Origin of the sequence: Pedobacter anseongensis, from assembly GCF_037482965.1 — a bacterium.
Classification (GTDB): Bacteria; Bacteroidota; Bacteroidia; order Sphingobacteriales; family Sphingobacteriaceae; genus Pedobacter; species Pedobacter anseongensis.
This window is the reverse complement of sequence record NZ_JBBHKB010000001.1, coordinates 59,839-86,740: the sequence shown is the minus strand read 5'-3', so window position 1 is coordinate 86,740 and position 26,902 is coordinate 59,839. Positions and strand designations below refer to the sequence as shown.

Here is a 26,902-nt window from a genome sequence, read left to right as displayed (position 1 = left end):
TAGTGGGTATGAACCCAACAGGATTAAGTTAGATAATTTCATCATCAAAGGTTCCATCTGACAATTGAAAAACGCCTATATAAATAGATGAAAACCATATTAGTAACTGGCAGTAATGGCCTTTTAGGACAGAAAATTACCGAAAAAATTCTTAAAGAAGGTGGTGTAAATTTAGTTGCAACTGCTAAAGGAGTTAATCGGTTCCCGGTAAAAAAGGGATATGAATATGCTGAGATGGATATTTCAGATGCTGAAGCGGTACGTACTGTGGTTGAAAAATATAAACCGGATGCCATTATACATACTGCTGCGGTAACGAATGTTGATATTGCGGAAGCAAATAAGGAATTGGCATTTAAATTAAACGTTGAGGCAGTATTAACATTGATTGCCGTTTGTGAGAAAAATGATGTGCAATTCGTTCACTTGTCGACCGACTTTGTTTTTGACGGTGAAGACGGGCCATATGCCGAAGAAGCAGCGCCAAATCCTTTAAGTTATTATGGTGAAACCAAATTGCTGGCAGAAGAAGCGATAAAAAAATCGAATTGCCGGTGGACAATACTACGTACTATTTTAGTATATGGCGTTGTAAATGATATGAGCCGTAGTAATATTGTGCTTTGGGCAAAAGGGGCGTTAGAGAAAGGTAGTCCGTTAAATGTGGTGAACGACCAGTGGCGAATGCCTACGCTAGCAGAGGATTTGGCAGATGGCTGTTTGCTAGCAATAGCGCAAGATGCTCAAGGAGTGTATCATTTATCCGGTAAAGACATGATGAGCATTTCTGAGTTGGTGGTAAAAGTGGCTGATTTTTGGGACTTGGATAAAGGTTTGATTAATGAGATTAGCGGAGCAACGTTAAACCAGGTTGCCAAGCGCCCAGGTAAAACTGGTTTTATTTTAGACAAATCAATGACCGAATTAAATTATTATCCGCATAGCTTTGAGGAGGGATTGAAGATTTTAGATGAGCAGCTTAAAAGAAGCCTGCAGTCTTGAGTCATTAGTCTTGAGTCTATTCACAGCAAACCAAAAAAAAGAGAAAATATGTCATTAAAAGTAGGCGATAAAGCCCCAGATTTTAAATTATTTAGTTCAGAATTAAAAGAGATTTCCTTAAATGATTATTCTGGAAAGAAATTAGTGGTTCATTTTTTTCCAATGGCATTTACGGGTACATGCACTACGCAGTTGTGTACGATGAGAGATAGCTTTGGGTATTATGAAGGCATGAATGCAGATGTTGTCGGAATATCTGTTGATTCGCCATTTACCTTGGCTAAATTTAAGGAAGATCAACACTATCAATTTCCATTATTATCTGATTTTAATAAAGAGGCTTCTCAAGCTTATGGTGCTTTTTACGAAGAATTTGTTTTTAATTTAAAGGGCGTTTCTAAACGTGCAGCTTTTGTAATTGATGAGCAAGGCTTAATCACTTATGCAGAAGTATTAGAATCGGCAGGAGATTTACCTGATTTTGAAGCGATTCGTGGGGCTGTAAGTAAATAAATGCTATTTCGTCATCCGATAAAGATCGGCATTTAGCCCAGTGTTATCCGATGACGGTTAAAATTATATTATAAAAAAATTGTTAAATTGAATTTCAAGCGTTACTTTTGCAATCCGTTAGCGACAAGATAATAGTTAACAATCGCATTTGTAGCTCAACTGGATAGAGCACCTCACTACGGATGAGGAGGTTTGGGGTTCGAATCCCTACAAGTGCACAATTTTTACATGAAGCCTTGCAGCCAACAGGCGGTAAGGCTTTTTAAATTTTAAAGCCAACCTTAATGCTGAATTTTGTTCTCTTTGGCCCTCCTGGTGCAGGTAAAGGCACCCAGTCTGAAAAACTGATTACTAAATATCAGTTGGTACACATCTCTACTGGAGATCTTTTTAGAGCACATATTAAAAACCAAACTGCGTTAGGTAAAAAAGTAAGTAAGCTTATTGCCAATGGAGAATTGGTGCCAGATAAGATCACAATCGATATGTTGGAGGAAGAAATTAATAAAAATCCAAATGCAAAGGGTTTTGTATTTGATGGGTTTCCAAGAACAATTCCCCAAGCAGCAGAATTAGATCATTTTTTAGAGGGTAAAGGAAGCAAGATTGCTGGAGTAATTGCCTTAGATGTTGATAAAGATGAATTGGTTAAACGTGTAGCGTTGCGCCAATTGGAAACAGGAAGGGTTGATGATCAAGCTGATAAATCGCAAAAACGAATCGATGAGTATTTTAATAAAATCATCTTGGTTTTGCCATACTACGAAGCACAAAACAAGCTCACAAAAATTAACGGTATCGGAAACATTGATGATATTTTTAATCAATTGTGTGCGGTTATCGATAAATTCTAATTAGCCAATTAGCTAATTAGCCAATTAGCTAATTAAAGAATGTCACAAGGATCAAATTTTGTAGATTATGTAAAGATATGCTGTCGCTCGGGTAAGGGTGGAGCTGGATCTGCACATTTGCATCGCGATAAACTTACTTCAACTGGTGGCCCCGATGGTGGCGATGGAGGAAGGGGAGGTCACATCATCTTAAAAGGTAATGCTCAGTTTTGGACCTTGCTTCACTTAAAATACCGTAAGCATATTATTGCCGAGGATGGCATGAGTGGTGGAAGTGGCCAGAAATCGGGTAAAACAGGCAGCGACGAAATCTTAGAAGTTCCACTGGGTACCATTGCCAGAAATGCTGAAACTGGAGAAATTATATTCGAGATAACGGAAGATGGAGAAACAAAGATTTTAACTGCGGGTGGTCGCGGGGGTTTAGGCAACTGGCATTTCAAAACACCCACACTTCAAACACCTCGTTTTGCACAACCAGGTGAAGCGGGAAAGGAAGAGTGGATGATTCTGGAACTAAAGGTATTGGCTGATGTAGGCTTGGTAGGTTTTCCTAATGCAGGGAAATCGACGCTTCTATCTGTTTTATCTGCCGCCAAACCTGAGATTGCCGACTACCCTTTTACTACACTGGTACCTAATCTTGGAATTGTATCCTATCGAGGAGGAAAATCTTTTGTAATGGCCGATATACCAGGAATTATCGAAGGTGCATCCAAAGGAAAAGGCTTAGGCTTTAGATTTTTACGCCATATAGAACGTAATTCAGTTTTACTTTTTATGGTTCCGGCTGATACGAGTAGAAGCATAAAGGAAGAGTACGAAATTTTAAAAAATGAATTACAGCAATATAATTCAGAGTTGATGCAGAAACCACATCTTTTAGCGATTACCAAAGCCGACATGCTCGACGACGAATTAATAGCAGAAATGAAAAAGGAACTCCCAAAAGTTCCTTCTATATTTATTTCATCTGTTGCTCAACAAGGCATAATGGAATTAAAGGATATGCTTTGGAAAGCGATTAATGAGGAATAAAGTTATTTACCTTGTTAAAATAATATTTTCCAATACCAACATATCCATTTGTGTGCGCAAAAAACAATCTAATGCTTCTTGTGGTGTGTTTACAATGGGCTCATTTTCATTGAATGATGTATTTAATAAGATAGGTACCTCTGTTTTATCGTAAAATGCTTTAATTAAAGCATGGTACCTCGGTTCTACTTTTTGATGAACGGTTTGCAATCTACCCGTACCATCAACATGGGTAACTGCAGGAATAACCTTTCTTTTTTCTGGTTTAATGAGAAATACTTTTTCCATGAAAGGAACATCCTCAACTCGTTCGAAAAAATCGGCCGTATGATCCATTAAAATAGATGGCGCAAAGGGTCTAAATGATTCGCGACGTTTGATTTTGGTGTTTAAGATTTCTTTTGCATCTGTTCTACGTGGATCGGCAAGAATAGAACGGTGGCCTAATGCACGTGGCCCAAATTCGGCCCTGCCTTGAAACCATCCAACCACACCACCGCCGATTAAACAATCGGTAACTTCGTTGTACAAGTCGACGTCTGATAATTTGCGATAAGGAACATTTCGTTCTTTTAAAATCGCTTCAATTTCGTCATTACTAAATTTACTACCAAAATAGCCATGTAGCATGGGTTCAGTGCGAGGTTGTTTTAACACTTGATTATATACCCAAAGCGCAGCGCCAATGGCTGTACCGGCATCATGTCCAGCAGGGGGGATATATAGCTTTTTAAAGGGAGTATTTTGCAATATTTTGCCATTTGCAACTGAGTTTTGAGCAACACCACCTGCGATGCATACCGAATCTAACCCTGTTTTTTTATATAGTGCATTAAGCATGTGAAAAATAACCTCTTCGGTTATTCGTTGTACAGATGCTGCCATATCGAAATGGTATTCACTAAGTTTTTCATCAGCTGTGCGAACAGCACCAAAAACCTCCACTAATTTTTCGGTAAATAAACTATCAACAGCAGGAATGCCACCTTCCCAAACCATATTTACACCCTTTTGAGGGTGGTTAAAGTAAGATAAATTTAGTTCGAAAAGTCCATTGTCTTTAAAAACCAATACATCTCTTAATTTATCTGTGTATTTTGGCTTACCATAAGGGGCTAGTCCCATTACCTTATATTCATCACCATAGTGAGGAAAGCCTAACCATTGCGTAAAGGTGGTATAGAATATACCGATCGAATGTGGATAAGATACGGTATCCATTACAGTAATGTCGTTTCCACTTCCCGTACCTATCATTGTACTGGTAAAATCGCCCATTCCATCTATCGAAATTAACGCAGATTTTTCGAATGGTGAAGCAAAAAATGCACTTGCTAAATGACTTCTATGATGCTCAACATTGATAATTTGTGCTTTTAATGTGCCTTTTTCTAGGTTAAAGTACTCAATAAATTCATCTTCAATCGATGCAGCTTTTTTTAGATTTTTTGCACGGCTGATGATGTTCGATATGCTCAATTTATTTTTTATTGCCGTTCCTACTTTTTTTAGGAAATTTGCTTTTGGATCTCTAGAAATGGCAATATAATCTACCTCTTGAATAGAAATTCCAGCTTCTTTTAGGCAAAATTCGATGGCTTGAGTTGGGAAGCCGGCCCAGTGCTTAATTCTACGAAAGCGCTCTTCTTCAGTTGCGGCTATGATAGTGCCATCTTTATAGATGCAGGCAGAAGAATCTCCATGATAGGCATTAATTCCCAGTATGTACATTGTTATCGGTTGATTTTTTTAAGAAATTAGTTTGCTTTGTATTTTTCTTGATCCAGTAATAAAGGAGTAAAAATATACAGATATATACAATAATGTTAAATACTTCGTGATGATAAGTAAAATTATCTCGCTGTGATTTAAAAAAGCCCAATAGCACACCTAAACCAGCAATACGAAAGACATTGAGGATATAAATCATTAACATACCAATGATAAACAACTTAATTTTAGCTTTAAGTTTAGCTGGAAAAGCAAAAACAAATGCCGCAAAAAAACTCATTACGCCTAAGCCGATACAGGCATAATTAATTCGGAGATAGGGACCATCAACCACCATTACATCCATTTCGTTATGAATTGCGTAAAAACCAAATAGTTTAATGATCCAGGTGCCCGGAATAATTAGTGATGATTTAAGCCATTGGATGTAGTTAAAATGTTCGGTAATGTAGGCATTATAAAACCGACCACCAGAACTGGTTACACTATTCATAAATAGGTTTCCCTGGCTAAAAAGAAAATATAATGCCACTAAAAGTACAACAAAGCGTAGAGCGGCTTTATTTGCTCTTTTTTTAGCTTCGTTGGTTGATAAATTATCCATATCTTAAAATTTGTTACTATTGCTTTTTTTTAGGGCGGATATTTTCTTGTCGATTAACTTCCTAAACCAAAGTGCGTGCAAATAGTGGAATTGTCTACCTTTTGCTCCGTCTAAGATACCAAGTTTAAATAACATTCGATAGCTAAAATACAAATAGGGGCGAAGGCCTAAGGGTAATTTCCACCAAAACCTTTTTAGCCATGCGGTTCTCTCATCAGGGTTTCCAAATAAATTTGGATGTAGGGTTTGCGATCGTGTTCCTTTTAAACGGTCGAACTCTTCTTCGGCTACACGGTCGCTATAGCGTTTGTGTTTTTCTATCCAAAAATTAATGTCGTTTTCTTTTAAATTTTCTTCAATTAGAAAACCATTTTTCCAAATTACAGATTTTCCAGGAGCTATAAAACGGTGATCCATATTTTCATTTAGGTCAGAAAATCCAATTCCAGTTCTAAACATTTTTAGCATATAAAAAGGAAAATAGCCACCATGCTTAATCCAAGTGCCTTGAAAATAGTTTTTCCGATTAAAATAAATACTATTTACTCCTTTAAAATCTTTATCGTTGAAGTTTAGAAGGAGTTGAAAGAGTTCAGCCGAAACAATTTGGTCTGCATCTAGCCCGATGATCCATGGCGTATCAATCTCGAAGTTATTTAAGGCAAAGTTCCATTGTTTTGGGTGATTTTCGAATGCATTTGCTTTAACTTCTGCATTAAATTTATTAGCAATTTGCAGGGTGCTATCAGTGCTCCCACTGTCTAAAATGTAAATTTTAGCACGTAATTCTTCTATGGATGAAAGCAACCTTGGGAGATGAATCTCTTCGTTGTAAGTAAGGATAATGAAAGAGAAATCAGGATTCACGATTAAATTTTTGCCTTAATAATCATCGATTTCCAAACATAGGGTAATCTTCCGCACCCAATGAAATCTGTGACGGTAAAACCTTGCTCAATAACTAGCTGACTTAAAGTCTTTCTTGACCATAATTTAATATGACCTCCATCCCAAAGTGGGTTAGCATGGGTATCCCATTTTCCAAAAATAGATAATAATATATTTTTTAAGTAGCCATGGTAAGGTGTGCTTAAAATTAATTCCCCACCTCCATTTTTTATTAATATCTTTTTACAAAAAGTAATAAATTTTCGTGGATCATAAAGGTGCTCTATTACCTCTGTAGATATAATAATATTAAAATTAATGTGACTAAACTTTTCTGGTAATTCTTCTTGAGAGAGGTCTTGTAAAGCGAAACGATTTGGATGTAGTCTTGATGCAATTTTGATTCCCATTTCTGAAGCATCAGTTCCATACGCATCAAAACCTCTATCAATTAATCCATTAACCAATGCGCCATTTCCACATCCTAAATCTAAAATTGTAAGTTTATCATTCTGGTTTAGTAAGTTTAGAATCGATTCAGTAATGTACTGGTGCGCATAAGTAGATTTTGAATCATGATATCCGTAATCTTTATAGTCAGACATAGCTTAGAGATAAAGTGTTATATAGAAAAATCATACTTTGTCGAGATTTTGTTGATAGATCATTAAATATTTTTTAATAAGTACCTCATCATTAAAATCTCTTTCAATGATCCTTGGTGCAACTAATCGAATTTGATTTCTTTTGTTAAAATCTAGGTAGGCTTCTTGAAGCTTGGCTGAAATTTGAATTATATCCAAATTTGTAATAAATCCTAAATCATTGTCATTTACATACCTGCTTAAGCCAACATTTGAACTTAAAAATACAGGTGTGCCCACACTCAAGCTCTCTATAACTACATTAGCAAAGTTTTCAGTATGTGAAGTTAATATCATTAAATCGTGTTTAGCTAACAATTTGAATTTCTCGTCGTTATTAACATGTCCAACCCAACTAATTTTACCATTTATTTGCAATTTTTCGGCCTGTGTTTTTAATAGTTGAAGATAGCTATCGTTACCTGTACCAGCGATAGTTAGGTTCCATGGGAAATTTAAGGTGGCTAGTGAATTAAATAAAATGTCAAGGCCTTTTACCTCCTGTATTCTACTTAAGAAAATTAAGCTAAAAACATCATTTTGAGTGTGTTCTATTAACCCAAAGTTCTTAGGTATTTTTACTAGATTAGGAATAACAGAGATGTTTTTTTCTGGGAAATACTGTAAGATATTTTCTTTTTCCAGTTCAGTTGAGGCAATGATATGACAATATTTCAATAAGGATTTGCCAATACTTAGATGGAGCGCAGATTTTAGAATAGAATTTCTATTGGTTTGAGTGTAATCTGTAATCATTCCTCTAGGAGATAAAATAACAGGGATTCGGTACAACTTAGCAATAAAACAACTGAAGACGGCAACCAAATTCCACCAAGAATGAATATGTATAATGAGACTTTTTGGGGTAAGTGTTTTTTGTTTCCTGATTTTTTTATGAAGTGCGAAGAGCAATGCTGGCGAAAAATGAGTATGATCTTTTGTTATTCTTTTAAAATAGGTAACCGGAACCCCATCAACTATAACTTGCTTTCCCACTTCAACATTTAATTCTTCTGGTCCATTAGCTGTAGTAGTAAATACTTCAAAATCGAATAAATTTTGTCCCCTGCTCTTTAAATTTTTATCAACTAGAGCTTCACACAATTGTGCTACCGACATGGTTGGGCCACCATAAATGAATGCGGGTTTGTAAGAAGGTGTAATTTGGATAATTTTCAAAAGACTTTAGTTAATATTCCACGAGCCTTAAAAATCGAGTAAATAATATACATCGTGATAAAGCTCCAGAAAATAGAATTAAACATAAACTCAAAACTATTTCCTCTCCAGAAAATCTGGAAAAGACCAGCAAACATTACTGCCGTTCCTAAAAAATAGCCACCGAAAAGAGTTTCAGCTTTAATTGAAATCCATTGCGCAATGTAGCCATATAGAAAAAGACCTATAATTATTCCAATTATTCCTCTTGAAAGATAGGAGTCGACAATAAAAGCAGGTTTTGCTGATACATTGGCATCTCTACTCACCACACCAGCTGTATAGGTGCGTTGCATTACCTGCACTTCAATATCAGGTTTGCTTTTCCACATTACTCTCGGTATTAAACTTTTAAAAGATTGTTGTACCAATGTTAGGTTATAAAATGGGACGTAATAGGGGGTAGAGTTTACATATTTAATAAACATATCCATTTCGGATAGACGAAGGGTTAAAAATGCCCAGTTATTTTCCTTAAGCTCGCTTTCAATATTATCATTTTCAAAAAAAACATCGATACTCTGGTCTCTTGCATCTTCAGCCGAGATACCAGACATTGACAGTGCCCTGAAATTTCCAATAAATGTGGGGAGAACAAAAAATAGACCTAACATTAATATACCAAAAACAGGTACTACCTTTTTCCCATAAATTGGGAACAAATATACCCCCAATAATAATACTGAGATTATAATAGGTTCTTTAAATCCAGAGCCGAGAGATTGTAATAGATTAATTCCAAATAAAGCCCCGCTTAAAATTATATTCATTCTCTTTTTTTCTCGAATAGCGAAGGCCAGTGCAATGGTACCTGCTACAAAACTTAACCCACTTAGCTGAATACTAAACTGGTTTAACCCTCCAATCTTACTAAATACGGAACTAAGAGGTAAACAAGTGATAGAAACCGCGAGCAATAAATTACTCATCGAAGCTACGTATACAGTATGCCTGTTTTCTATTGGATACCGCATGGCTGCTAAAATACCGGTAACCAAAGCAGCATGACCTAAAACATAATAGGATTGGATTTTAGCAATCGATCCGTAAATAATGTCACCTCTAAAAAATTTAGAGCCAATGTAATCTCCGTATTGGTATCCGATGGCATTTAGATAATAAAATATAGAGGTACAGCACATATACCCTGCAAAAATAATTTGCATTAAAAATATTGGGCGTAACAGTTGCTCAGTGTAAGGTAAATCGTTAGGTAGTTTCTTTATAAATCCGCTATAGCATAAATAGAAAATAAAATATGACCCAACATAGGCAATTATATAAGCAATATGGGGTTGACTTTCGAAAAGCCAAGCAAGAAAAAATGGAATATATAGAAGGAGATAGCGAAGTGGGTTAGTTGATTCCATTTAATTCATTTACAATAATTTGTGATTGTTTTTCTATGGTCCATTTTTCAATTATTTTAGATGACTGTGCTCCCATTTTAGTTAATACAGTTTGATTATTTGTCAATTCTTCCAATTTTTCCACAAGATCATCTTTATTTTCAGCTTCAAATATATAACCATTTGTTCCATTTTTAACCAGGTCTTTTGAGCAACCCACTTTACTTGACACTAAAACAGCTTTACCAGCAGCCATAGCTTCATTAACGGCTAAGCCCCATGTTTCTCCAGGTCCTTTAGAAGGTAAGCAAAATAAGTCGCAAGCCTGGTAAATGACAGGCATTTGTGTTTGATTCTGAAAATCCATAAAATGAACTCTTTCTTTGATGGACGTCGGAAAAGAATTTACTTTAGCTTCTAAGGTCGTTTTCAACTCTCCATTGCCAACAAAAAGTAAATGCACATCTGATTTTTTTTGTTCTTTAAATGCGGACAATAAAAGTTCAGGGTCTTTTTTATGTTCAAATTTTCCAGCGAATGTAATTAAAACCTCAGTGTCTTTAATGTCCAAATTGTTCCTTAATTTATGTACTTCGGCTAATCTGAAAGCTTTAAATCTATCATTATCTATGGCGTGCGGGGCAAATACGAGTTGTGTCTGTTTTAACCCAAATGCTTCATAATAGGCTTTATTTGCTGTACCCACATAAAAAGCCTTATCTATATGTGTGTACAGCCATTTCAAAAACAGGTGTCTCAGCTGTTTTTTTAAAGCAGATTTCTCATCTAACAAATTCGAGTCCCCCCTAAACCAAATAGGTATCTTACCCTTAAAATGACGCATTGCTTTTAGGTGGCTTTTATACGACCAACCATAAATCAATATTGCATCCGGTTTAAAAGCTTTTACTTTATAGATCAATGTGGGGTTATCAATCCCTTTAAAATGATGGCTGCCTGGCTGCTTTGCGTTGTTTTCTAAAAATTCAAATTCATAACCTTCTAGTAAAGGAAGGTCCCACTCAATCGTGCGTTTAAAACCAAGATCATAATTTTTTTGCTCACCTAATGTATATAATACCAGTAAATTGCATTGTTTAGCTAACAATTCAAATACTGGTGAATTGTATTGAATAGGGTGACTTGTAATAATAACTAACTTCTTCAAGTTTTTAATTTATAGGTTCGGCAATAATTTCGGCACCTTGAATGGAGTCATTATAAATAAAGGGTGTTTTACAACTGTAGCCATCTATGCTAAAAAACTGATAATTTTTTTTGGCTAAAAAAGTGAAGATAGCATTTGGATCGTCAATATTTTTTAATTGATAACCTCGATCATATTCGAAATTTATAATTGGGCGAGATTTGTTAATGGTATTTTCCAATCCCTTCAGCACTTCAAATTCATAACCTTCTACATCAATTTTCATAAAATGTACATGATCAACGCCAAGTTTCTTTAAAAAGTCGTCTCCTTTTTCACATGCTATCACATAATTTTTTTCTCCTTTTGCTAATAAGCTGTAAGCACCTGGATTTTTTGCATCTTGATCAAGATATATACTAATTCTTGCATTTTCATTTCCAAGCGCAATGTTGCTTGGGAAAATTTGAGGAAAATTATTTAATGCTAAGTTTTCTTTTAACGCATCAAAATTTCCTTGGATCGGTTCAAATGAGAATACTTTTCCGTTTTGACCAGTTAGTTCTGCAAAATATAAGCTATGAAACCCAATGTTAGCGCCGATATCTAAAATAATATCTCCTGGATTTATAAGCTTTTTATAATGCATTTTCAAATAAGATTCATAATCTCCAGTGTAGTATATACAAGATTCTATAAAATTCTTAGTATTTAAATGCAGTTTAAAATTGCCAATTACAGGTTTACCAATCGTTTTAATCTTTAAAAGTAAGTTGTGTTTTAATAGCCATGAAAATAATCTAAATTGGCCTTTAAAGAGTTTTCTTTTTAGGACAAACCTAAATGATCTGGTTATCATTAATTATACAGGAAATTAAGATTGTCTTCATTTCTTAACTTAGTTTTCTTCTTCATTATATTTGCACATGAGCATGTGAGGTATATGGTCGAGGGTTAACAATTCATTGTAATCTTTATACCATGTTTTTGGCTCTGGAAAATCATAAACATTAGCCGCTTTGTAGTGATACTTTTTTAAAAATTTTCCAGCAGCTTCATACGAAGCTTCGCCGTGTATTTCCAGCAATAATATTGGTTTTTTTATGCTAAATAATTGGTCTCCATTTTTTAGCGCATAAATTTCGGCAGTTTCTAAATCAAATTTTATAAAATCTGGTGTTTTAGCTAGGCCCATCGCAATAATTTCATCAACGCCACGACATTCGACTTCAATAACGTCTACATTTTTATCAAAGGTTTTATCCATACCTACAGGTCCATTTGATCCATTTAAGTTGTCGCTAAAACGTATAACAGAATTTTCTAGACCAACGGCGATGTTTATTACCTTGACATTTGTCCATTTATTAAGTCGAGGAACCTCCTTAACAATTTTATAATTCGTTGAAGATGCTTCGAAGGCAAACACTTCACCAGAAGTGCCCACACATCTCCTAAATAATGCTGAATAGTAACCAATGTAAGCGCCGCAATCCCAAGCAATCATACCTGGTTTAATATACTTTGATAAATCAATTCTATCCAAGATCCATTTATCATAAGTTCCTAAAAAATAGGATCCTTCTTTTCTGATGTCGATTCGAAGTTTCACCCCCTTTGCTTGTCCACTTAAGACCCGTAAATCTGCATGGTTTTTGTTTCCGGATAGAACCTTGAATAAAATATTTTTGATAATTGACTTAATATTCATGAGCGAGAATTAGATGATAGGTAAAGATAGGGGAATTCATTAAATTTTATCGAATAACGCACACTGCTTTTTTGTCATCTCTTCTGCCGTATACCTGTTAAATTTTTCCCAATTAATACTTGGAGGTTTAAGACTCTCGGCTAATTTTTTTAGCTGTATATAGGTTTCATCAATGGCTGTTTTTTCATCAGTTTTCAGTGAAATTACGTAGCCCGCATTGCATTCTTTAATAATTTTTGATGCACTACTCAAAGGATGAAAAAAGCTTAAAATAGGTCGCTTTGCTAAAATATAAGGGTAAATTTTTGATGCAGTATATTGTATATCATTTGATCCCAATATGATAAGTACATCTGATGCTAATAAAGTGTGCATAGTTTGATAAAAAGAAATTCTATCGGTTTTTTCAGTGACAAATTTTTCAATAGCAAAGGTTTTTGCATAGGTACTAATTGTGGGTATTCCTTCTCCTGCAGGTGCATAACTGGTGCCAATAAAGTGAAATTTAATTCGCGAAAATAGTGCTGTATCGTTTATTAAACCCGTTTTAAAGGCTTTAAAAAGGAGATTTAGTGCTTCTCTCATGTCATATCCACCTCTACCAACATACACAAAATTTATATGGTGTTTATCATTTGGAAAAGATACGTTTAATTGATCCTTATATTTTTCTGCAATAAGAAAATCTTTATCAAAGGCACCAAAAGTAATTACTTCTTTTGGAATGTTCTTAACGCCTGGATACCGATCCATCAAGGTTTCCAAATATGCATTCGAAACGCTAATTAGTCCGTCAACATTTTTCATTGCAATAGGTTCCAGGTATTTATTAAGTCGATATGAAAACCAGTATTTTTTTGGTCGTTCCTCTTTTGGTTTATCTTCATAATACTCGCTATGCCATGGGTCTTGCATATCGATAACATAGGGAATTTTATATTTATTTTTCCAATATGAACCAAGGATCATTACCGGAAATTGTGTAGTCGAAAAATAGATGAGATCGAAATGTTCTTTGTTTAATAATTGATTAACATATTGTTTATAGAACCATAAAGAGCGTATGGCTAAGCTTCCTAATCCGAATTTACTCGTCCATTTTTTTGAGAATGCTTTTACTTTATGGATTTTTATATGTTGAGGAACACTTTCTACTAATAATTTATCCATAACGATGTCTACGAACGAAGAATCTACCGTTACAACCTGTGGTTCCCATCCAAAATTCTCGAAATAAGGTAAGCTCATTCTCACACGTTGCATATCTGCCGCATTTGCAGGTGGAAAATAAGGTGAAATGATTAAGACTTTTTTCATTACCTGTTTTTATTTTTCGCTGTTAAAAATTTGGAAAGTCTGCAGGCTAAGGCCAATAATGTTAATGTAGGATTTGAATGCGAACTCGTGGGGAAAACTGAAGAACTGCAAATAAAGGCGTTCTCATAATCCCATAATTTTAGATCTGTATTAACAACTCCATTCTCTATTTTATTTCCCATTTTTGTACCGCCCATGTGGTGATTTACGCCGGAGAAATATTCATTAACATTAGTAGCATTTTCATTTAGAAAGGGATAAATAATAGCCTCTCCTAAATTATTTTCTTTGAATACTTTCTCGGTACTGCGTGCTCCTTCCAAGAATGTTTTCCAGGTAAGATCACTTATTCTCCAGTCAATTGCTGCTTTTTGTTTGCCAAATTGATCTAATTCGTTGGATAAAAAAATTCTACTTTCGCTGGTAGCTTCTTGCTCTAACATCATGTTAAGCTTAGGAATAGATTTGGGTTTATATAAAAAATCATTAACAAGATAGCTACATAAGGTGGAAACCATATACCCGCTGCTTTTTAGCACTTTGGATAATTTTGTCACTTTTGGTTCTTTAAGAAAAAACTTAATCTCTTGATATGGGTTCAATCCGGTTTCTGGGTATTCGAACAGAAGGCTGACAGAAGCATTTAAAATTTCTTTACTTTTTTGATGTTTTTCCGATAAACTTAAGCGTAAAGATTGCTTTTGGCCTTTGTAGAAGTGTGTATTAAACAAACGTTGAAGGTGATAAGGCCTATAGTTCTGCACCACACCAAATTCTATACAGGGATGCTCCATGAAACCTAAGCCTAATGATTTACTAGTAGAAAGGGAGGAGAGTTGCAAAATTCTAACGCTTTCAATTCCTCCAGCAGCAATAATCAAGGTGTTTACAGTAAGTTTAAATTCTTTCGCTTTAAAATTATTGAGCTGTATTGCGGTAATACGATCACCTTTTTTTTCGATTTGCGTAAGCTGCGCATTGTAATATATATCTACATCTCGATGGAGTTTTTTCTTGTAGAGGTCATAAAGGTTTGGGGTTTTTGTCCATTTAGAAACATGATAAATTAATTCTTCTCCAACAGGCTTTGCCTTGAGAAGCCCTATTTTTTCAAGCATGGAATCATAATATTCATCTGATTCGATTCCCATAAAGCGATTAGCTTCAGGATAATATTTTGCAACTTCTTCAAAAGTTATTGGCCATCCACTATTTGTTATCCAATCTCTTTTTTCAAAATCAAGTTTAGAAAAAGGTAAAGATTGACCTCCCCAAGCTATTGTAGTGCCCCCAAGTGCTCTTTTTCTCCCCCAAACAGCTGTGTTTAAGTATTTGCTTTTATGGATAATTTCATTTAAAGATTGTCGTTCATCATCTTCAAAGAAATGTCCACTTTCAACAATGTTTATTTTGAAACCCTGTTCACTTAGCTTAACCGCAAGTAAGATCCCTGCGGCTCCAGCACCAATGACGGTAAAATCGTATTGTTTAGGAGATAGGTTTTCTAATTGATTTAAATCGAATAAGGGCATTTAGAGATTTACTGTTTGATAAATATCACTCGCATCGGTTAGATTTTTAATAATGTTTTGGCATTTCGAAGAAGAGAATAATACTTTTGCTTCTGGGAATTTGACTAGCTGTTTGGCTATCAGTTCGCCTGCATTATGATTGGTCTGAACATTTTTAAGCACCGTATGGTGTATGTGTTCTTTATCCTGAAAATCTTCATAAATCTTCCCGGTATTTAGTTGATAGTTATTTTCATATTGTAAGATGTCCCAATTAATTAACTGCTTAGGGTTTATGTCTTCTAAATTTTTATGGCAAACACCTAATCCGATTTTTCTTACTAATCCTTTTTCCTTTAGTTCAAAAACGAATTCAAGTGCTTCGTCTGTTAAAAAATCGGGTGTTCCTTCATGTAGTAAATAGGTGTCTATGTAACTCGTTTGAAGCCGTTTTAACGAAGAATAAAAATCAAATTTTACTTGCTCTTTGGAAATTTCTCGCCTCGGTACCTTAACATAATTGTGTTCTACAGGTTGTTGTGGTGATTGAATTAGTTTTTTCCGAAGATAATTTAGAGGCAAAGCAACGATTGGCTGTATTGTTGGCATTTTAACATTTCCTAATCCAAACTTTGTGGTGATTGCTAATTTGCTTCTTTTGTTTTTGGAAAATTTACCTAAAATAAGTTCTGAATATCCTTGCCCATAAATAGGCGCAGTATCGAAGGCAGTGATGCCATTTTCATAGGCACAAGATAATATATTTAATGCATGTTTAACAGAAGGTTGGGTAGTAAGCCCCACACAACCAAACCCTATTCTATCTTTGAAGTCCATTTATGTTCTTATCTAGCTATTCGGTTTACAACCTTATTTTTATCATCGTAATTTGCATTAACTGCTTCAATTACTTTTATAAAATCATTAGACCACAAATTGTTTTGAGCGAAATTTGTAGCATTCTTACTTAAATAGGTATACTCCGTATTATTTTGATGTAAATAATCTATTCGATCTGCAAGTTCCTCGGCAGTTTCATATAAATATCCAACCTGATGTGGTTCAATTGTTTCAATCAACCCTGGCATTTTTGTTGCGATTACTGGAAGGCCAGCGTGTAAATAATCAAATAATTTATTAGATGAAGTATAAAGTTGGTTCGTATTTTCTGCTTGCTCTCCTATTAATCCAATATCGTAAACCAATAAAGATTTTACAATTTCGCCTACCGGGGCTGCAGGTTTAAAGCTTATAAGATGCTTATGGTCGTCCCCAATATAAGTATATATTTTGTCCTGCTCTTTTTCTGAAATTTGACCTTGTAAGGTAAGCAGTACATTTGTTTTACACAGTTTAATTCCATCGATCAACAAATTAACACCTCTTGAATTTAAATATATAGCATAGCCATGCCAAATCAGGTTTAATACTGCTTTTGGACTTTTTGGTACAATTTTTTCTAATTTATTTGGTAAGTTCCGAACCGTAATTACTTCAGTAATGCTGGGATATTTTAATTTAATTTGTTCAGCCATTACATTTGTAGTAGACAAGACGATATCTGCCTTGGTCATGTATTCACTTTCCGAGTTGTTCACCCAATCGAACAACTCTCCAGAATTTTGATGCTGACCAGTAAATAATTCTTGCGAATCGAAGCAAAATACGGAGTTGTATCTTTTCGCAATTTTGTAGGAAAAAGGTAAAGTATCAATAACATTGGTGTATACAGCATCAGGTTTAAATTTAATTTTAAATCCAAACAAGCCTTTACTCATATAATAATTATAGCCTACCTTAATCTTGAATTTATCCCAGCAAAACTTGCCAATTTTACTTACGATGCTGCAAATAAAGAGATTTATTTTACCTACTAAAGTATTTCGCGAGATGTCAAATGATATTACTTGCCAAGGTTTTTTATTGATAAAGAGTTGAAAATCATTTTTACTAATATTTCCCAACAAAATATTCCATACTACAACCTCAAATCCGTTTTTGCTAAATTCATCAGCAGCTTTAATTAATCTGGGATTGTGATATATTTCCGAGGAAGATATAATCAAAATGGTTTTTTTAAGCCTGGTCATTAATTATGCTGACAATGTTTTTTGCAATCGAGCCCTCCCCAAACGGATTACTTCCTTTAATCATTTCTTCTCTTTTTTTGCTGTCGTTAATTAACTCAGCAGTTTTATTAACTAAAATATCCTCATCTGTTCCACATAAAATTCCAAAACCGCTTGTCACTACTTCAGGTCTTTCTGTAACGTTCCTCAAAATTAAAACAGGTTTCATCAAAGATGGCACCTCTTCTTGTATACCTCCAGAATCAGTCCATATTAAATAGCAGCTAGCCATCAATTCGATAAGTTTATTGTATCCAAGTGGCTCAATTAAACTCACATTAGTTAGACCAACTAATTTTTCTTTTACAATTTTGTAGACGTTTGGATTGGGATGGAGCGGCCAAATAAAGGTAAAATCGGGATATTGCTTACTCAATTTGCTTACCGCATTACAGATTTTCAATAAAGGTTGGCCATGGTTTTCGCGACGGTGTGCAGTTATTAAAATTATTTTTTGTGTAGTTATTGCAATGTCAAATTTTCTTTTAATATAAGTCAATGCATCAATAACGGTGTTTCCTGTAACCCAGATACTATTCTCGGCCACACCTTCCTTCAATAGATTTTCTTTGGCAGTTAGTGTTGGAGCGAAATGATAGTGAGAACATGTTGTAGCAATTTTTCTATTTAGTTCTTCCGGAAAAGGCTCTCTGAGATTAAATGATCTCAAGCCAGCCTCTATGTGACCAACTTTAATTCCCAGATTAAAAGAGGTGAGAGCAACGGCCATAACAGTAGTCGTATCACCTTGTATCAGCACCAAATCTGGTTTTAACTTGTTTAATAGGGTGTTTGACTTTTTAATGATTTCAGCTAAATTATAGTTTAGGCCCCTATTCACAAAGGATAGCCTATAATCAACTTTAATGTTAAAAATATCTTCTAATTCTAAGGTAAGTTCCTTATGTTGGCCAGTGTGGCAAACTATAGTCTTAATATTTTTATGTTTGTTTAGCTCATGTATAATGGGTGCAACCTTAATAACTTCTGGCCTAGTACCATAGAAAATTACTACACGTGTTAATTTATTCATCGACTAGAGATAAGTATTAAAATGGATTTCATTTATTAATAAGCTGAGATTAGTTTCTGATATAAACTCAAATATTGATTTACTATTACTTCCGAAGAAAATCGTTCTTTGGCATCAGCTCTTACTTGCTTACGATCAATATTTTTTATTAAATTGACAGCATTGATCATTTCTTGTAAGGTGGTGCATTGATATCCGTTATAACCATTAATAACTACTTCAGGTACAGAGCCCCTATTAAATGCAATTACAGGGGTACCACATGCCATCGCTTCGGCCATTACAATTCCAAAAGGTTCGTTCCACTCTATAGGCATTAAAAAGGCTAGTGCACTACCTAATAAGTCATTTTTTTGAACGTCATTTACTGGACCCATATATGTAATTTGCTCATCTAAATGAGGCTTAATTTGTTCACTGAAATAAGATTGGTATTCAGCTGGTACATTTCCAGCAATTACCAGTTTTTTGCCAACCTTTTTTGCTACTTCAATGGCGATGTGTGTGCCTTTTATGGGTTCTATCCTCCCTAAAAAAACTAGGGGAGCATCAGGTGCTACCTGTTCGCTAAATTGATAGGTAGTTAACTCTACACCATTAAAAATGGGATAGGAAGGTGCATAAGGTGCGATTTGTTCACTGATATATGCACTACAACCTGTAAAAGACAACGTGTTTTTTTTTGCGATCTTTACCGCTTTTTTAATTTGAGAAATTGTAGGTTCTCTTTGATAACTCATTACTTTAGGAATACTCAATGGCATTTGAGGCAATAGGTATAAAAGTCTACCAAAGCTATGCACAATATCGTAGGAGTTGGAGAATAATTCTTGATTAATAAGCCAAGAATTTTTGATAATATCTAATTTATTATTGCTACTTTTCCCTTTGTATGGAAATAATTTTGCTGGAGTAACAGAGTCTACATGAGCAAATAAACTTACTTCATGTCCTAACCGAACATAACCATCAATTAACATACTTATAATCCGTTCTATGCCTCCATATAACAGTGGAGGTACTGGAAGTTCAGGATCGGCGATGATTGATATTTTAAGTTTTCTATTGCTCATTTTGAAGTAGTATATCTTTTTTAATATATAGATTATTTGAATAAGAAATTCTTCTTTTATCATTTAAATTTCTCATAATTTCATAGACGCCACATAATTGAAAATTGTATTTTTCCAGATAAATTTCAACATCAGAAAAATGGACTTTTGTGGGTTCACGTTCATAACCTACTTCTAATAAAATACAGTCTATATTCCCTTTCAATAAATTTCCACAACCTTCTAATACTTCAAATTCAAACCCTTCAACGTCAATTTTCAAAATCCCAATTCGACTTATGTTTTCCGTTTCAGCAAACTCATCAAGTCTTATAACTTTAATTTCTTCACTTCCAGAATAATTATCGGGATTGTAATTTTGGCCTTTTATTGAATTGATGGTATTTTCCTTATTAATCAATATTTCCATATTTTCTTTAATCGAACCTAGGGCACAATGGAAAGACTTAATGTTATTGTTGAGCTTTGTGTTGTCTTTTAGAAGTGTAAAAGTGCTATTTATTGGTTCAAAAGCAAATATTGTACTATTTGGAAAATAATAACTTAGTTCTTTTGAGACAGAACCAATATTAGCTCCAACATCAATTATGTTAATAGTATCTTTATTTAATATTCTTTTTAGGTCAAAAATCCAATTGCGGCCAAATGGAAAATGCTTTTTCACAAAGGAACTATCGAATCTTGTCAATTTTTCCTCTATGCCATTCATATATTTTCCAATCAAGTATTTCCAATTCATTTTATGTCGAATATTATTTTTAATCGCTTTGTTAATTTCCAGCCTATAATTTTTGACAGAAATCTTGTTTTTCCGCCTACTGGAAATTTGAAATCTGCTCCACCAAGTGATTTTATCTTCGCATTTGCCGCTGCTAATAGATCAGGTTGATAAGGATAAATCTCGTATATAAAATTTTGTAAAAGGTTAGCGCATCCTAACTGTATTTTTTCGTGATTTGGAAACTTTTCTTCAGCAATTTTTACTCCTTTTAGTAGAGAATTATAGAACGAGTAGTAGCCACTTTTACTTTTTAAAGCAGATAAACCATTTATTCCCGATCGATAATAAAACAAGGTATTACCATTAAAATGGATTAAATTGCTTTTCGAAAATATGCTTGTAAAAAAGCTGAAATCATCATTTAAACTCAAATCTTCATCCCATAAGCCAGATTCTTCTATTAATATTTTAGGGATTAAAAAACGCCCAGGACAAGTCATATGAGAAACCGATGTCCAATAGTGAATAATCCATTCTTCAAATGTAAAGTCAGCTTGAATTTGAAAAGTAGGATTAATGTTCGAAAGGTCATCGTTATAAAATCTAATCCACTTACTTGCTACAATTTCTCGATTTGATTTTAAACATTTTATTTGAGTTTCAATAAAGTTACTAGGTATCCAATCATCAGCATCAAAAAAAATAATTTGATCACCTTTACTTAACTGGTATGCTTGATTTCTTGCTGCAGAAGCCCCTTTTTTGCGAGCGATTTCGAATACAATGCGACTATCTTTCTTCGCAAATTCCTGAATAATTTCGATACTATTATCCGTTGAGTTGTCGTCAATTATAATAATTTCTAGATTGGAATAGCTTTGATTTAACAAAGCGGTTAAGGTAACATGTAAATAGTTGGAACAATTATAACAAGGAATACACACCGAAATCAAAGAAAACTGATCCATTCAAATTTAATAAATACGTTTACTCATTTATTTTACGTAGTTCAGGTTTAATAAGTCTAATCAACTTTTCCCTTATCCAGTAAGACAGCATTGGATTAATGAAAGATAATAATTTTACGATTGTGCTCTGATTTTCTGGAATTCTCCCATTTAATTTAGTAGCGAGAGCAATGTTTTGTTTAACTAGCTTCCAGTCTTGATAAGAAGCCGCTGATGTAGCATTATCCCATAAACCATTTGCCAGATCTTTTGGATATACCTTTCCAAGTGAATTAGCAATCTTCAGGGATACATTATAGTAGGCTTTTAAACACTTTAGTTGATTATTACTAGACATGCTTTGAGCGTATTTATAATTAATACAAGTGATTACCGGTTCATAATCGAAAGTTAGGTTGTGCATAACAGCATTAACATAAAATGCTCGGTCTTCGTTAAAAAGGACATCTGGATGAAGGTCAAAACCACCCATTTTCACAAAGCTTGCCTTTTTGCAGATTGCAAAATTTACAATTTTATTCTGAAGAACAAATTGAGGGGTATTTCTAAGCAATTTTTCTCTATCATAATCAGCAATTGCAATTATTTGCTTGGTATTAAAATCTATATATTCAAAATTCAGTAAGATGATGTCTTTTTCTTTTTCTAGCCATTTTTGTGCAACGTCCATGAAATTAGGCAGTAACTCATCATCTGCATCATGGAAATGGATCCATTCGGATACCGCTATTTCAGCTAAAGCATTTTTACCAAATGAGCAGCCTTTATTTTCAATTCCATTGATAACTTTGGCCCCATATTTTTCTGCAACTGCTGCGGTATCATCAGTGCTGCAATCATTATACACCAATATTTCATCGAATGGAATGGATTGCTTTTTTGCTGACTCTAGCAATCTCGGTAGGCACCAAGCAGCATTGTAGGCCGGTATACATAAGGCAATAGTATTCATTCCTTTCGATTTGTTTTTAAAGTGGTGCTTTTTGCTGTGCAAGTGTTTGATTAACTACTTCAAGCAATTTAACTTGCTCTTCTTCCCAATTTAATTTTTCTTCCGCATAACATGAGCAATTTAGTTTCGTTTCTAATAACAATTGTCGATCATGATCATAAGCATCTATGATATTTGACAATATTTCAATATTCCCAAGCGGGTATGACATACCGCTTTTGGGATAATGCTCTAGAAAGTCTTTTTGTGCTTGTGTTTCTGAAGCTACAATAGCTAATCCAGCGGTCAAATAGGTGAATATCTTATTTGTTAAGCAAATGTCGCGATTTAAAGGGATTGCTTGCTCAAGTGCTAGTCCAATGTCGTATTGTGCTGCTAGTGCAAAAATTTCACTTGCCGCAATTGGAGGAATAAAATTTAGTTGATTTTTACCAAGTCCAGAATCATTGGCTAAACTTAAAAAATAAGCTTGGCTAGCCCCATCAATATTTCCTAATAAGGATAAAGTGATATGCTTTTTTTTCAAAAGTGATATTGCCTTTATGGCGTCTTCAATTCCTCTACCTTTTCCAATGGTTTGAGAGAACCAAAAAAGTTTGAGTTCTTTTCTTTCTACTGGAATCACCTTTTGAAGCAACGTTTTTGAGAAAACATTATTAATAATAGCTGGCTTTGGTGTGGGATAAATTTCATGATAGGCTTTGCCAATGTGTGGACTTGCCGCGGTTAGATAATTAACAGCTGGTAGATATTTATCCTCTATAAGTTTTACGATTTGAAATGCTTTGGAATTCCGATCATCGGTTACTTCCTGCCGATGGAAGTCTTCGGCATCAAAACCACATTTCGCCTTATTCTTTTTACTGGCTAAAACTGCTGCCGGTAATGCTCCTAAGTTGTGTGCAATATATAGTGAAGCAGGTATACTTTTGGCTTTAGCAATCAGAGCATTCGTGCTTCTGCTCAGTGCCATTTCTACCAATAGCCCTTTTGAGCCAAAGTAAGTGATTAAAAACCTAGCCATACGATAGATGATTCTACTTCTTAGGTAGGTAAAGTATCCCTCTTTTGGTCCTCCTCCCACTCTGATGGCCTTCCAATTTTTGTCTTTCAGTAACTCATAATCTAAGGATGTAGCCCACTCACTTAAATATTGATAAATAACCGTTACTTTAAAGCCATTTGATGCCAATGCATCCGCTTCTTTAACTAGTCTAGGGTTTAAACTTGGTTGTCCGGATGTGATTATAACAATTTTTAGCATTTTACTATTTAGATCGATCTAAAAAACCGAGCTTTAATTTTTTAGCCAATTTCCAGCCTAAAATATTAACAAGAATCTTAGTTTTTCCTCCAGTGGGAAATTTTAATTTAGAGCCTCCCAATTTTTTTACCCACGCTCTGCTCTGATGATATAACTCTATTTCTGATGGATAAAACTCATAACTCCAAAGTTGAAATACGTTTGCGCAAACCTCTCTAGTTCTACTCGAATTTTCAGATTTCAATATATGTTTTACCCCTAGTTCTGTAGAGGTGTATGCGGATTGATAGGCAGCCTTAGATTTAGTTCCAGATAATGAATTGCTAATCCCAGAGCGATAATACAAAATTGCATCTTCGGTAAACAAAATCTCTTCACTTTCTAACAACACTCTTATGAAAAACTCGAAATCATTGATAAGGGTAAGCTCTTCATTCCAAGGCCCCGACTTTTCTAAAATCTGGCGTGGAATTAACCACAACCCACATTGCATCATACTGGAGCCATTGATAGAGCCGATGATCCATTCTAGGGGAGACATATCCTTCCAAATTTTCTCCGTGTTTAATGAAAATGTGTTGATGTCATCATCATAAAATCGACCCCATGATGCTGAAGCGATCGCATTCGTTCGACCGTTTAATCGCAAAACCTGGTTCTCTATAAAGTTATCTGAAAGAATATCATCGGCATCAAAAAATTTTATATATGAGCCTTTTGACGCCTCAAGGGCAGCATTTGCAGCCGCACATTGTCCTTTATTGGTTTGATTAATAATTATTATTCTTGGGTCTGTGAAACCTTTTAAGATTGCACTGGTATTGTCGGTTGATCCGTCATTAACAATAATTATTTCGATGTTTTGATAGGATTGATTGACTATACAATCTATACTGGCCCCGATATACTCTTCGGCATTGTAAACAGGAATGCACACGGAGACCAAGGGATTAACCATTTGGTCGTAATTTTGGTTTTAGTAGTCTAATCATTTTTTCTCTAAACTTAATGGCGAAATATGGATTAAAAAATGAAAGGAGCTTGATCATTAAGTTCTCTTTTCTAGGCGTGCTAGGGTCTAGTTTTACAGCGAGATCTACGGCTTTTTTGGCAGTATGCCAATCTGATAAAACTCCAAGAACTACCGCATTTGACCATAATTTCTGTGCGATTTCTTTGCCATACATATTTCCCACTTTTTTTGCGTTTATACTCATCACTTCGAAATGAGCTTGGGCACATTTTATTTGATTTGCATTTGACATGGAGTTTTTAATTCGGTAATTAATAATGCTAACTTCCTTTTCGGCAGAAAAACTTAGCCCAGCCATTGCTAATTTGCAGTGAAAGGCCACATCTTCGTTGTAAAGAATTTTTTCATCAATATCGTAACCACCGATTTTTCTTAATTTATCAGATCTATATAAACCACAAAATGGATTAATTTGATGTAGGATGGTATATTTAATCGGATCCTTTTCCAATTCTAATGAGTCGAAACTAGATTTTGATAGCAACTCGTGTGTATCGTTATCTCTATATTCATAATCAAAAATCACCACATCTGGGGTATTTTCTTTGTTAATCCATTTATGAGCAAGAGTGGTGAAATTAGGTAACAACTCATCATCCGCATCGTGAAAATGAATCCATTCAGAGACTGCTATTTCTGCTAAAGTATTTTTTCCAAACGAACAGCCTTGATTAGTAGTTCCGTTGATAACTTTGGCTCCATATTTTTCTGCAACTGCTGCGGTATCATCAGTACTACAATCATTATAAACTAATATTTCATCGAATGGAATGGATTGTTTTTTTGCAGATTCTAGCAATCTTGGCAAGCACCAAGAGGCATTATAAGCAGGTATGCATAAGGCAATGGTGCTCATCGTTTCGACATGTATTTTTTTATTCTTTTTAACAAGTAGTTGAAAACCAGTTTCATTGGTAGATCGTCTAATATTTCATTAATTGAAGACCCCTTTTGTGAAGGTGAAAAAACAGTTTTTAGATATCGATTTGATGATGTTTTGTGGTGGCGTTCTATTGTCGCTGAAAAAATTGCTAAGTTCTGAGGTATAACTATTTCAGGAGATAAGAACTGGTCGATAAGATGATATCCTTCCATAACCATCTGTTTATATTGAGTTGCAGAAAGAGCGATCATTTTTTCTATACATAAGGCTAATTCTTTAGGGCTATTGTTCGCATAAACAAAGCCATTAACACCATGGGTTATTAGATAAGCAGCTCCAGCATTCGAAGAGCAAATCAAGGGAGTGCCATTGCTCAAATACTCTAAGCAGGTAAAGTTAAACATATCCCAAGTTGAGGGAACAATACCAAACAGCGCTTTTTTTTGAATTTCCAGTAATTCTACATGTGGTAATGGGGGGTGTAACGAGATTGTTTCGCCCCATAATTTTGGATATAGGTTTTTAAGTATGGTGGATTTACTGGCTGTGGAATCATAATTTGTATCACGTCCATACCATCTTATGGAAATCGATGTATTCTTTAAATAATTAAAAGCCTCGCATAATACATCTGGCCCTTTCCATTGCTGTATTCGTCCAGACACCATCCCAAATTTTTGTTTTTCTTCATACGGTAAATTTTTCTCTCTTTCCTGAAGATATATAGGATTTAGTAGTTCGATTTTTTTGCCAGGCAATAGTTCTTGCCAAAATGTCTTATTGTTTAGACTGTGCGTAATTAAAGCATCTGATTTTGACAGCAATGAGAGTTCAGTTAACCTATAAAAGTTACCGATGAATTCTGTGTTGGCTCCAAGTTCATTTAATTCAACTTGTCCATAGCTTCCATGTAATCTGGTAATGACAGGCTTAGTATGATGGGTTAACCAGGGGATAAATCCTAATCCAAAATCAGTGCATTCTATTATGTCATAACCTTGTCCCTCATTACTTTGCTCCCACATTGCCCATGCGGCTGCAATATTTTTTTGAAACCCTGGCAGTATCTCATAGCTATTGAATTTTGAGAGATATTTTTTATAAATGACTGGTTTTAAGTAGTCAACTTCTACATTATCAATATTGAAGCTATTATTCTCTTGTGTATACCCACTGCCTACGATAACTTTAATTTTTTCACAAACTGGAGCAAGACTTTTTAGAAGATGAATGTAATAGGTGCTTATTCCACCTCCCGAATGTGGATAATATTCGGGTAAAATGAACAGGATTTTCAATGCAGTTTTACTCATCAAAAA

The 26,902-nt window shown here is 34.6% G+C and carries 26 protein-coding genes and 1 tRNA gene; 5 read left to right on the top strand and 22 right to left on the bottom strand.

Annotated elements, in window-relative coordinates:
• The first annotated feature begins 87 nt into the window (after nt 1-87).
• The 5 genes from WG904_RS00380 to obgE all read left to right on the top strand — a co-directional run bounded on the left by WG904_RS00380 (nt 88) and on the right by obgE (nt 3,407).
• Nucleotides 88-1,002: an SDR family oxidoreductase gene (locus WG904_RS00380; protein WP_339577317.1), complete on the top strand. Its 915-nt coding sequence runs from the start codon at nt 88-90 to the stop codon at nt 1,000-1,002.
• 48 nt (nt 1,003-1,050) lie between these two features.
• The gene (locus WG904_RS00375; protein ID WP_339577316.1) at nt 1,051-1,515 is read left to right on the top strand and encodes a redoxin domain-containing protein; all 465 of its coding nucleotides are present in this window, start codon (nt 1,051-1,053) and stop codon (nt 1,513-1,515) included.
• A gap of 144 nt (nt 1,516-1,659) precedes the next feature.
• A tRNA-Arg gene (locus tag WG904_RS00370) sits at nt 1,660-1,733 on the top strand.
• A 66-nt stretch (nt 1,734-1,799) separates the two neighbouring features.
• Entirely contained in the window at nt 1,800-2,369 is a 570-nt protein-coding gene (locus WG904_RS00365) for an adenylate kinase (protein WP_339577315.1), read from the top strand.
• A gap of 39 nt (nt 2,370-2,408) precedes the next feature.
• A complete protein-coding gene (gene obgE / locus WG904_RS00360) occupies nt 2,409-3,407 on the top strand; it encodes a GTPase ObgE (RefSeq protein WP_339577314.1) in 999 nt (332 codons plus the stop codon).
• Between the two features lie 6 nt (nt 3,408-3,413).
• Here the strand turns inward: obgE and WG904_RS00355 are convergent, their stop codons facing one another.
• The 22 genes from WG904_RS00355 to WG904_RS00250 are packed head-to-tail and all read right to left on the bottom strand — an operon-like array spanning nt 3,414 to nt 26,896.
• Entirely contained in the window at nt 3,414-5,138 is a 1,725-nt protein-coding gene (locus tag WG904_RS00355) for a carbamoyltransferase family protein (protein ID WP_339577313.1), read from the bottom strand.
• Nucleotides 5,119-5,742, bottom strand: coding sequence for an exosortase Y (gene xrtY / locus WG904_RS00350; protein ID WP_339577312.1), 624 nt, complete (start codon nt 5,740-5,742; stop codon nt 5,119-5,121). The genes WG904_RS00355 and xrtY overlap by 20 nt, the downstream gene beginning before the upstream one ends.
• Nucleotides 5,743-5,745: 3 nt before the next feature.
• A complete protein-coding gene (locus tag WG904_RS00345; RefSeq protein ID WP_339577311.1) occupies nt 5,746-6,609 on the bottom strand; it encodes a glycosyltransferase family 2 protein in 864 nt (287 codons plus the stop codon).
• A 2-nt stretch (nt 6,610-6,611) separates the two neighbouring features.
• Nucleotides 6,612-7,235 carry a class I SAM-dependent methyltransferase gene (locus WG904_RS00340; protein ID WP_339577310.1) on the bottom strand — a complete coding sequence of 208 codons (624 nt, stop codon included), beginning with the start codon at nt 7,233-7,235 and terminating at the stop codon, nt 6,612-6,614.
• Nucleotides 7,236-7,265: 30 nt separating this feature from the next.
• Nucleotides 7,266-8,453, bottom strand: a complete 1,188-nt coding sequence (locus WG904_RS00335) for an XrtY-associated glycosyltransferase XYAG1 (RefSeq protein ID WP_339577309.1) — start codon at nt 8,451-8,453, stop codon at nt 7,266-7,268.
• Nucleotides 8,450-9,862 (bottom strand): exosortase Y-associated Wzy-like protein, encoded by a 1,413-nt coding sequence (locus tag WG904_RS00330; RefSeq protein WP_339577308.1) that lies wholly within the window; start codon nt 9,860-9,862, stop codon nt 8,450-8,452. The genes WG904_RS00335 and WG904_RS00330 overlap by 4 nt, the downstream gene beginning before the upstream one ends.
• A complete protein-coding gene (locus WG904_RS00325) occupies nt 9,849-11,009 on the bottom strand; it encodes a glycosyltransferase family 4 protein (RefSeq protein WP_339577307.1) in 1,161 nt (386 codons plus the stop codon). Before WG904_RS00325 ends, WG904_RS00330 begins: the two co-directional genes overlap by 14 nt.
• A gap of 4 nt (nt 11,010-11,013) precedes the next feature.
• The gene (locus tag WG904_RS00320; RefSeq protein ID WP_339577306.1) at nt 11,014-11,847 is read right to left on the bottom strand and encodes an FkbM family methyltransferase; all 834 of its coding nucleotides are present in this window, start codon (nt 11,845-11,847) and stop codon (nt 11,014-11,016) included.
• Between the two features lie 39 nt (nt 11,848-11,886).
• A complete protein-coding gene (locus WG904_RS00315; protein ID WP_339577305.1) occupies nt 11,887-12,699 on the bottom strand; it encodes an FkbM family methyltransferase in 813 nt (270 codons plus the stop codon).
• Between the two features lie 39 nt (nt 12,700-12,738).
• Nucleotides 12,739-14,016, bottom strand: a complete 1,278-nt coding sequence (locus WG904_RS00310) for a glycosyltransferase (RefSeq protein WP_339577304.1) — start codon at nt 14,014-14,016, stop codon at nt 12,739-12,741.
• Entirely contained in the window at nt 14,016-15,548 is a 1,533-nt protein-coding gene (locus WG904_RS00305; RefSeq protein WP_339577303.1) for a GMC oxidoreductase, read from the bottom strand. Before WG904_RS00305 ends, WG904_RS00310 begins: the two co-directional genes overlap by 1 nt.
• Nucleotides 15,549-16,364, bottom strand: a complete 816-nt coding sequence (locus WG904_RS00300) for an aldo/keto reductase (RefSeq protein ID WP_339577302.1) — start codon at nt 16,362-16,364, stop codon at nt 15,549-15,551.
• 8 nt (nt 16,365-16,372) lie between these two features.
• Nucleotides 16,373-17,617: a glycosyltransferase gene (locus tag WG904_RS00295; protein ID WP_339577301.1), complete on the bottom strand. Its 1,245-nt coding sequence runs from the start codon at nt 17,615-17,617 to the stop codon at nt 16,373-16,375.
• Nucleotides 17,604-18,689 carry a non-hydrolyzing UDP-N-acetylglucosamine 2-epimerase gene (gene wecB, locus WG904_RS00290; protein WP_339577300.1) on the bottom strand — a complete coding sequence of 362 codons (1,086 nt, stop codon included), beginning with the start codon at nt 18,687-18,689 and terminating at the stop codon, nt 17,604-17,606. The genes WG904_RS00295 and wecB overlap by 14 nt, the downstream gene beginning before the upstream one ends.
• A 35-nt stretch (nt 18,690-18,724) precedes the next feature.
• Nucleotides 18,725-19,762: a glycosyltransferase family 4 protein gene (locus WG904_RS00285; RefSeq protein WP_339577299.1), complete on the bottom strand. Its 1,038-nt coding sequence runs from the start codon at nt 19,760-19,762 to the stop codon at nt 18,725-18,727.
• Nucleotides 19,752-20,501: an FkbM family methyltransferase gene (locus WG904_RS00280; RefSeq protein WP_339577298.1), complete on the bottom strand. Its 750-nt coding sequence runs from the start codon at nt 20,499-20,501 to the stop codon at nt 19,752-19,754. The genes WG904_RS00285 and WG904_RS00280 overlap by 11 nt, the downstream gene beginning before the upstream one ends.
• Nucleotides 20,498-21,451 carry a glycosyltransferase family 2 protein gene (locus tag WG904_RS00275; protein ID WP_339577297.1) on the bottom strand — a complete coding sequence of 318 codons (954 nt, stop codon included), beginning with the start codon at nt 21,449-21,451 and terminating at the stop codon, nt 20,498-20,500. The genes WG904_RS00280 and WG904_RS00275 overlap by 4 nt, the downstream gene beginning before the upstream one ends.
• Nucleotides 21,452-21,470: 19 nt before the next feature.
• Nucleotides 21,471-22,403, bottom strand: a complete 933-nt coding sequence (locus tag WG904_RS00270; RefSeq protein WP_339577296.1) for a glycosyltransferase family 2 protein — start codon at nt 22,401-22,403, stop codon at nt 21,471-21,473.
• A gap of 16 nt (nt 22,404-22,419) precedes the next feature.
• Nucleotides 22,420-23,667: a glycosyltransferase family protein gene (locus WG904_RS00265; RefSeq protein WP_339577295.1), complete on the bottom strand. Its 1,248-nt coding sequence runs from the start codon at nt 23,665-23,667 to the stop codon at nt 22,420-22,422.
• 4 nt (nt 23,668-23,671) lie between these two features.
• Nucleotides 23,672-24,625, bottom strand: a complete 954-nt coding sequence (locus WG904_RS00260) for a glycosyltransferase family 2 protein (RefSeq protein WP_339577294.1) — start codon at nt 24,623-24,625, stop codon at nt 23,672-23,674.
• Complete coding sequence (locus WG904_RS00255; RefSeq protein WP_339577293.1) at nt 24,618-25,556, bottom strand: glycosyltransferase family 2 protein; 939 nt, start codon at nt 25,554-25,556, stop codon at nt 24,618-24,620. Before WG904_RS00255 ends, WG904_RS00260 begins: the two co-directional genes overlap by 8 nt.
• On the bottom strand, nt 25,553-26,896 hold the full coding sequence (locus WG904_RS00250) for a glycosyltransferase family 4 protein (RefSeq protein WP_339577292.1): 1,344 nt from the start codon (nt 26,894-26,896) through the stop codon (nt 25,553-25,555). Before WG904_RS00250 ends, WG904_RS00255 begins: the two co-directional genes overlap by 4 nt.
• Nucleotides 26,897-26,902: the final 6 nt, after the last annotated feature.

Bases quoted from the DNA above. Each gene is read 5' to 3' on its own strand.
- WG904_RS00255 (WP_339577293.1), bottom strand. From the start codon at position 25,556: ATGAGCACCATTGCCTTATGCATACCTGCTTATAATGCCTCTTGGTGC.
- WG904_RS00310 (WP_339577304.1), bottom strand. From the start codon at position 14,016: ATGAAAAAAGTCTTAATCATTTCACCTTATTTTCCACCTGCAAATGCG.
- WG904_RS00300 (WP_339577302.1), bottom strand. From the start codon at position 16,364: ATGGACTTCAAAGATAGAATAGGGTTTGGTTGTGTGGGGCTTACTACC.
- WG904_RS00375 (WP_339577316.1), top strand. From the start codon at position 1,051: ATGTCATTAAAAGTAGGCGATAAAGCCCCAGATTTTAAATTATTTAGT.
- WG904_RS00295 (WP_339577301.1), bottom strand. From the start codon at position 17,617: ATGACCAGGCTTAAAAAAACCATTTTGATTATATCTTCCTCGGAAATA.
- xrtY (WP_339577312.1), bottom strand. From the start codon at position 5,742: ATGGATAATTTATCAACCAACGAAGCTAAAAAAAGAGCAAATAAAGCC.
- WG904_RS00275 (WP_339577297.1), bottom strand. From the start codon at position 21,451: ATGGATCAGTTTTCTTTGATTTCGGTGTGTATTCCTTGTTATAATTGT.
- WG904_RS00265 (WP_339577295.1), bottom strand. From the start codon at position 23,667: ATGCTAAAAATTGTTATAATCACATCCGGACAACCAAGTTTAAACCCT.
- WG904_RS00280 (WP_339577298.1), bottom strand. From the start codon at position 20,501: ATGAATTGGAAATACTTGATTGGAAAATATATGAATGGCATAGAGGAA.
- WG904_RS00315 (WP_339577305.1), bottom strand. From the start codon at position 12,699: ATGAATATTAAGTCAATTATCAAAAATATTTTATTCAAGGTTCTATCC.
- WG904_RS00380 (WP_339577317.1), top strand. From the start codon at position 88: ATGAAAACCATATTAGTAACTGGCAGTAATGGCCTTTTAGGACAGAAA.
- obgE (WP_339577314.1), top strand. From the start codon at position 2,409: ATGTCACAAGGATCAAATTTTGTAGATTATGTAAAGATATGCTGTCGC.
- WG904_RS00365 (WP_339577315.1), top strand. From the start codon at position 1,800: ATGCTGAATTTTGTTCTCTTTGGCCCTCCTGGTGCAGGTAAAGGCACC.
- WG904_RS00320 (WP_339577306.1), bottom strand. From the start codon at position 11,847: ATGATAACCAGATCATTTAGGTTTGTCCTAAAAAGAAAACTCTTTAAA.
- WG904_RS00270 (WP_339577296.1), bottom strand. From the start codon at position 22,403: ATGAATACTATTGCCTTATGTATACCGGCCTACAATGCTGCTTGGTGC.
- WG904_RS00305 (WP_339577303.1), bottom strand. From the start codon at position 15,548: ATGCCCTTATTCGATTTAAATCAATTAGAAAACCTATCTCCTAAACAA.
- WG904_RS00260 (WP_339577294.1), bottom strand. From the start codon at position 24,625: ATGGTTAATCCCTTGGTCTCCGTGTGCATTCCTGTTTACAATGCCGAA.
- wecB (WP_339577300.1), bottom strand. From the start codon at position 18,689: ATGAATAAATTAACACGTGTAGTAATTTTCTATGGTACTAGGCCAGAA.
- WG904_RS00285 (WP_339577299.1), bottom strand. From the start codon at position 19,762: ATGAGCAATAGAAAACTTAAAATATCAATCATCGCCGATCCTGAACTT.
- WG904_RS00355 (WP_339577313.1), bottom strand. From the start codon at position 5,138: ATGTACATACTGGGAATTAATGCCTATCATGGAGATTCTTCTGCCTGC.
- WG904_RS00330 (WP_339577308.1), bottom strand. From the start codon at position 9,862: ATGGAATCAACTAACCCACTTCGCTATCTCCTTCTATATATTCCATTT.
- WG904_RS00250 (WP_339577292.1), bottom strand. From the start codon at position 26,896: ATGAGTAAAACTGCATTGAAAATCCTGTTCATTTTACCCGAATATTAT.
- WG904_RS00340 (WP_339577310.1), bottom strand. From the start codon at position 7,235: ATGTCTGACTATAAAGATTACGGATATCATGATTCAAAATCTACTTAT.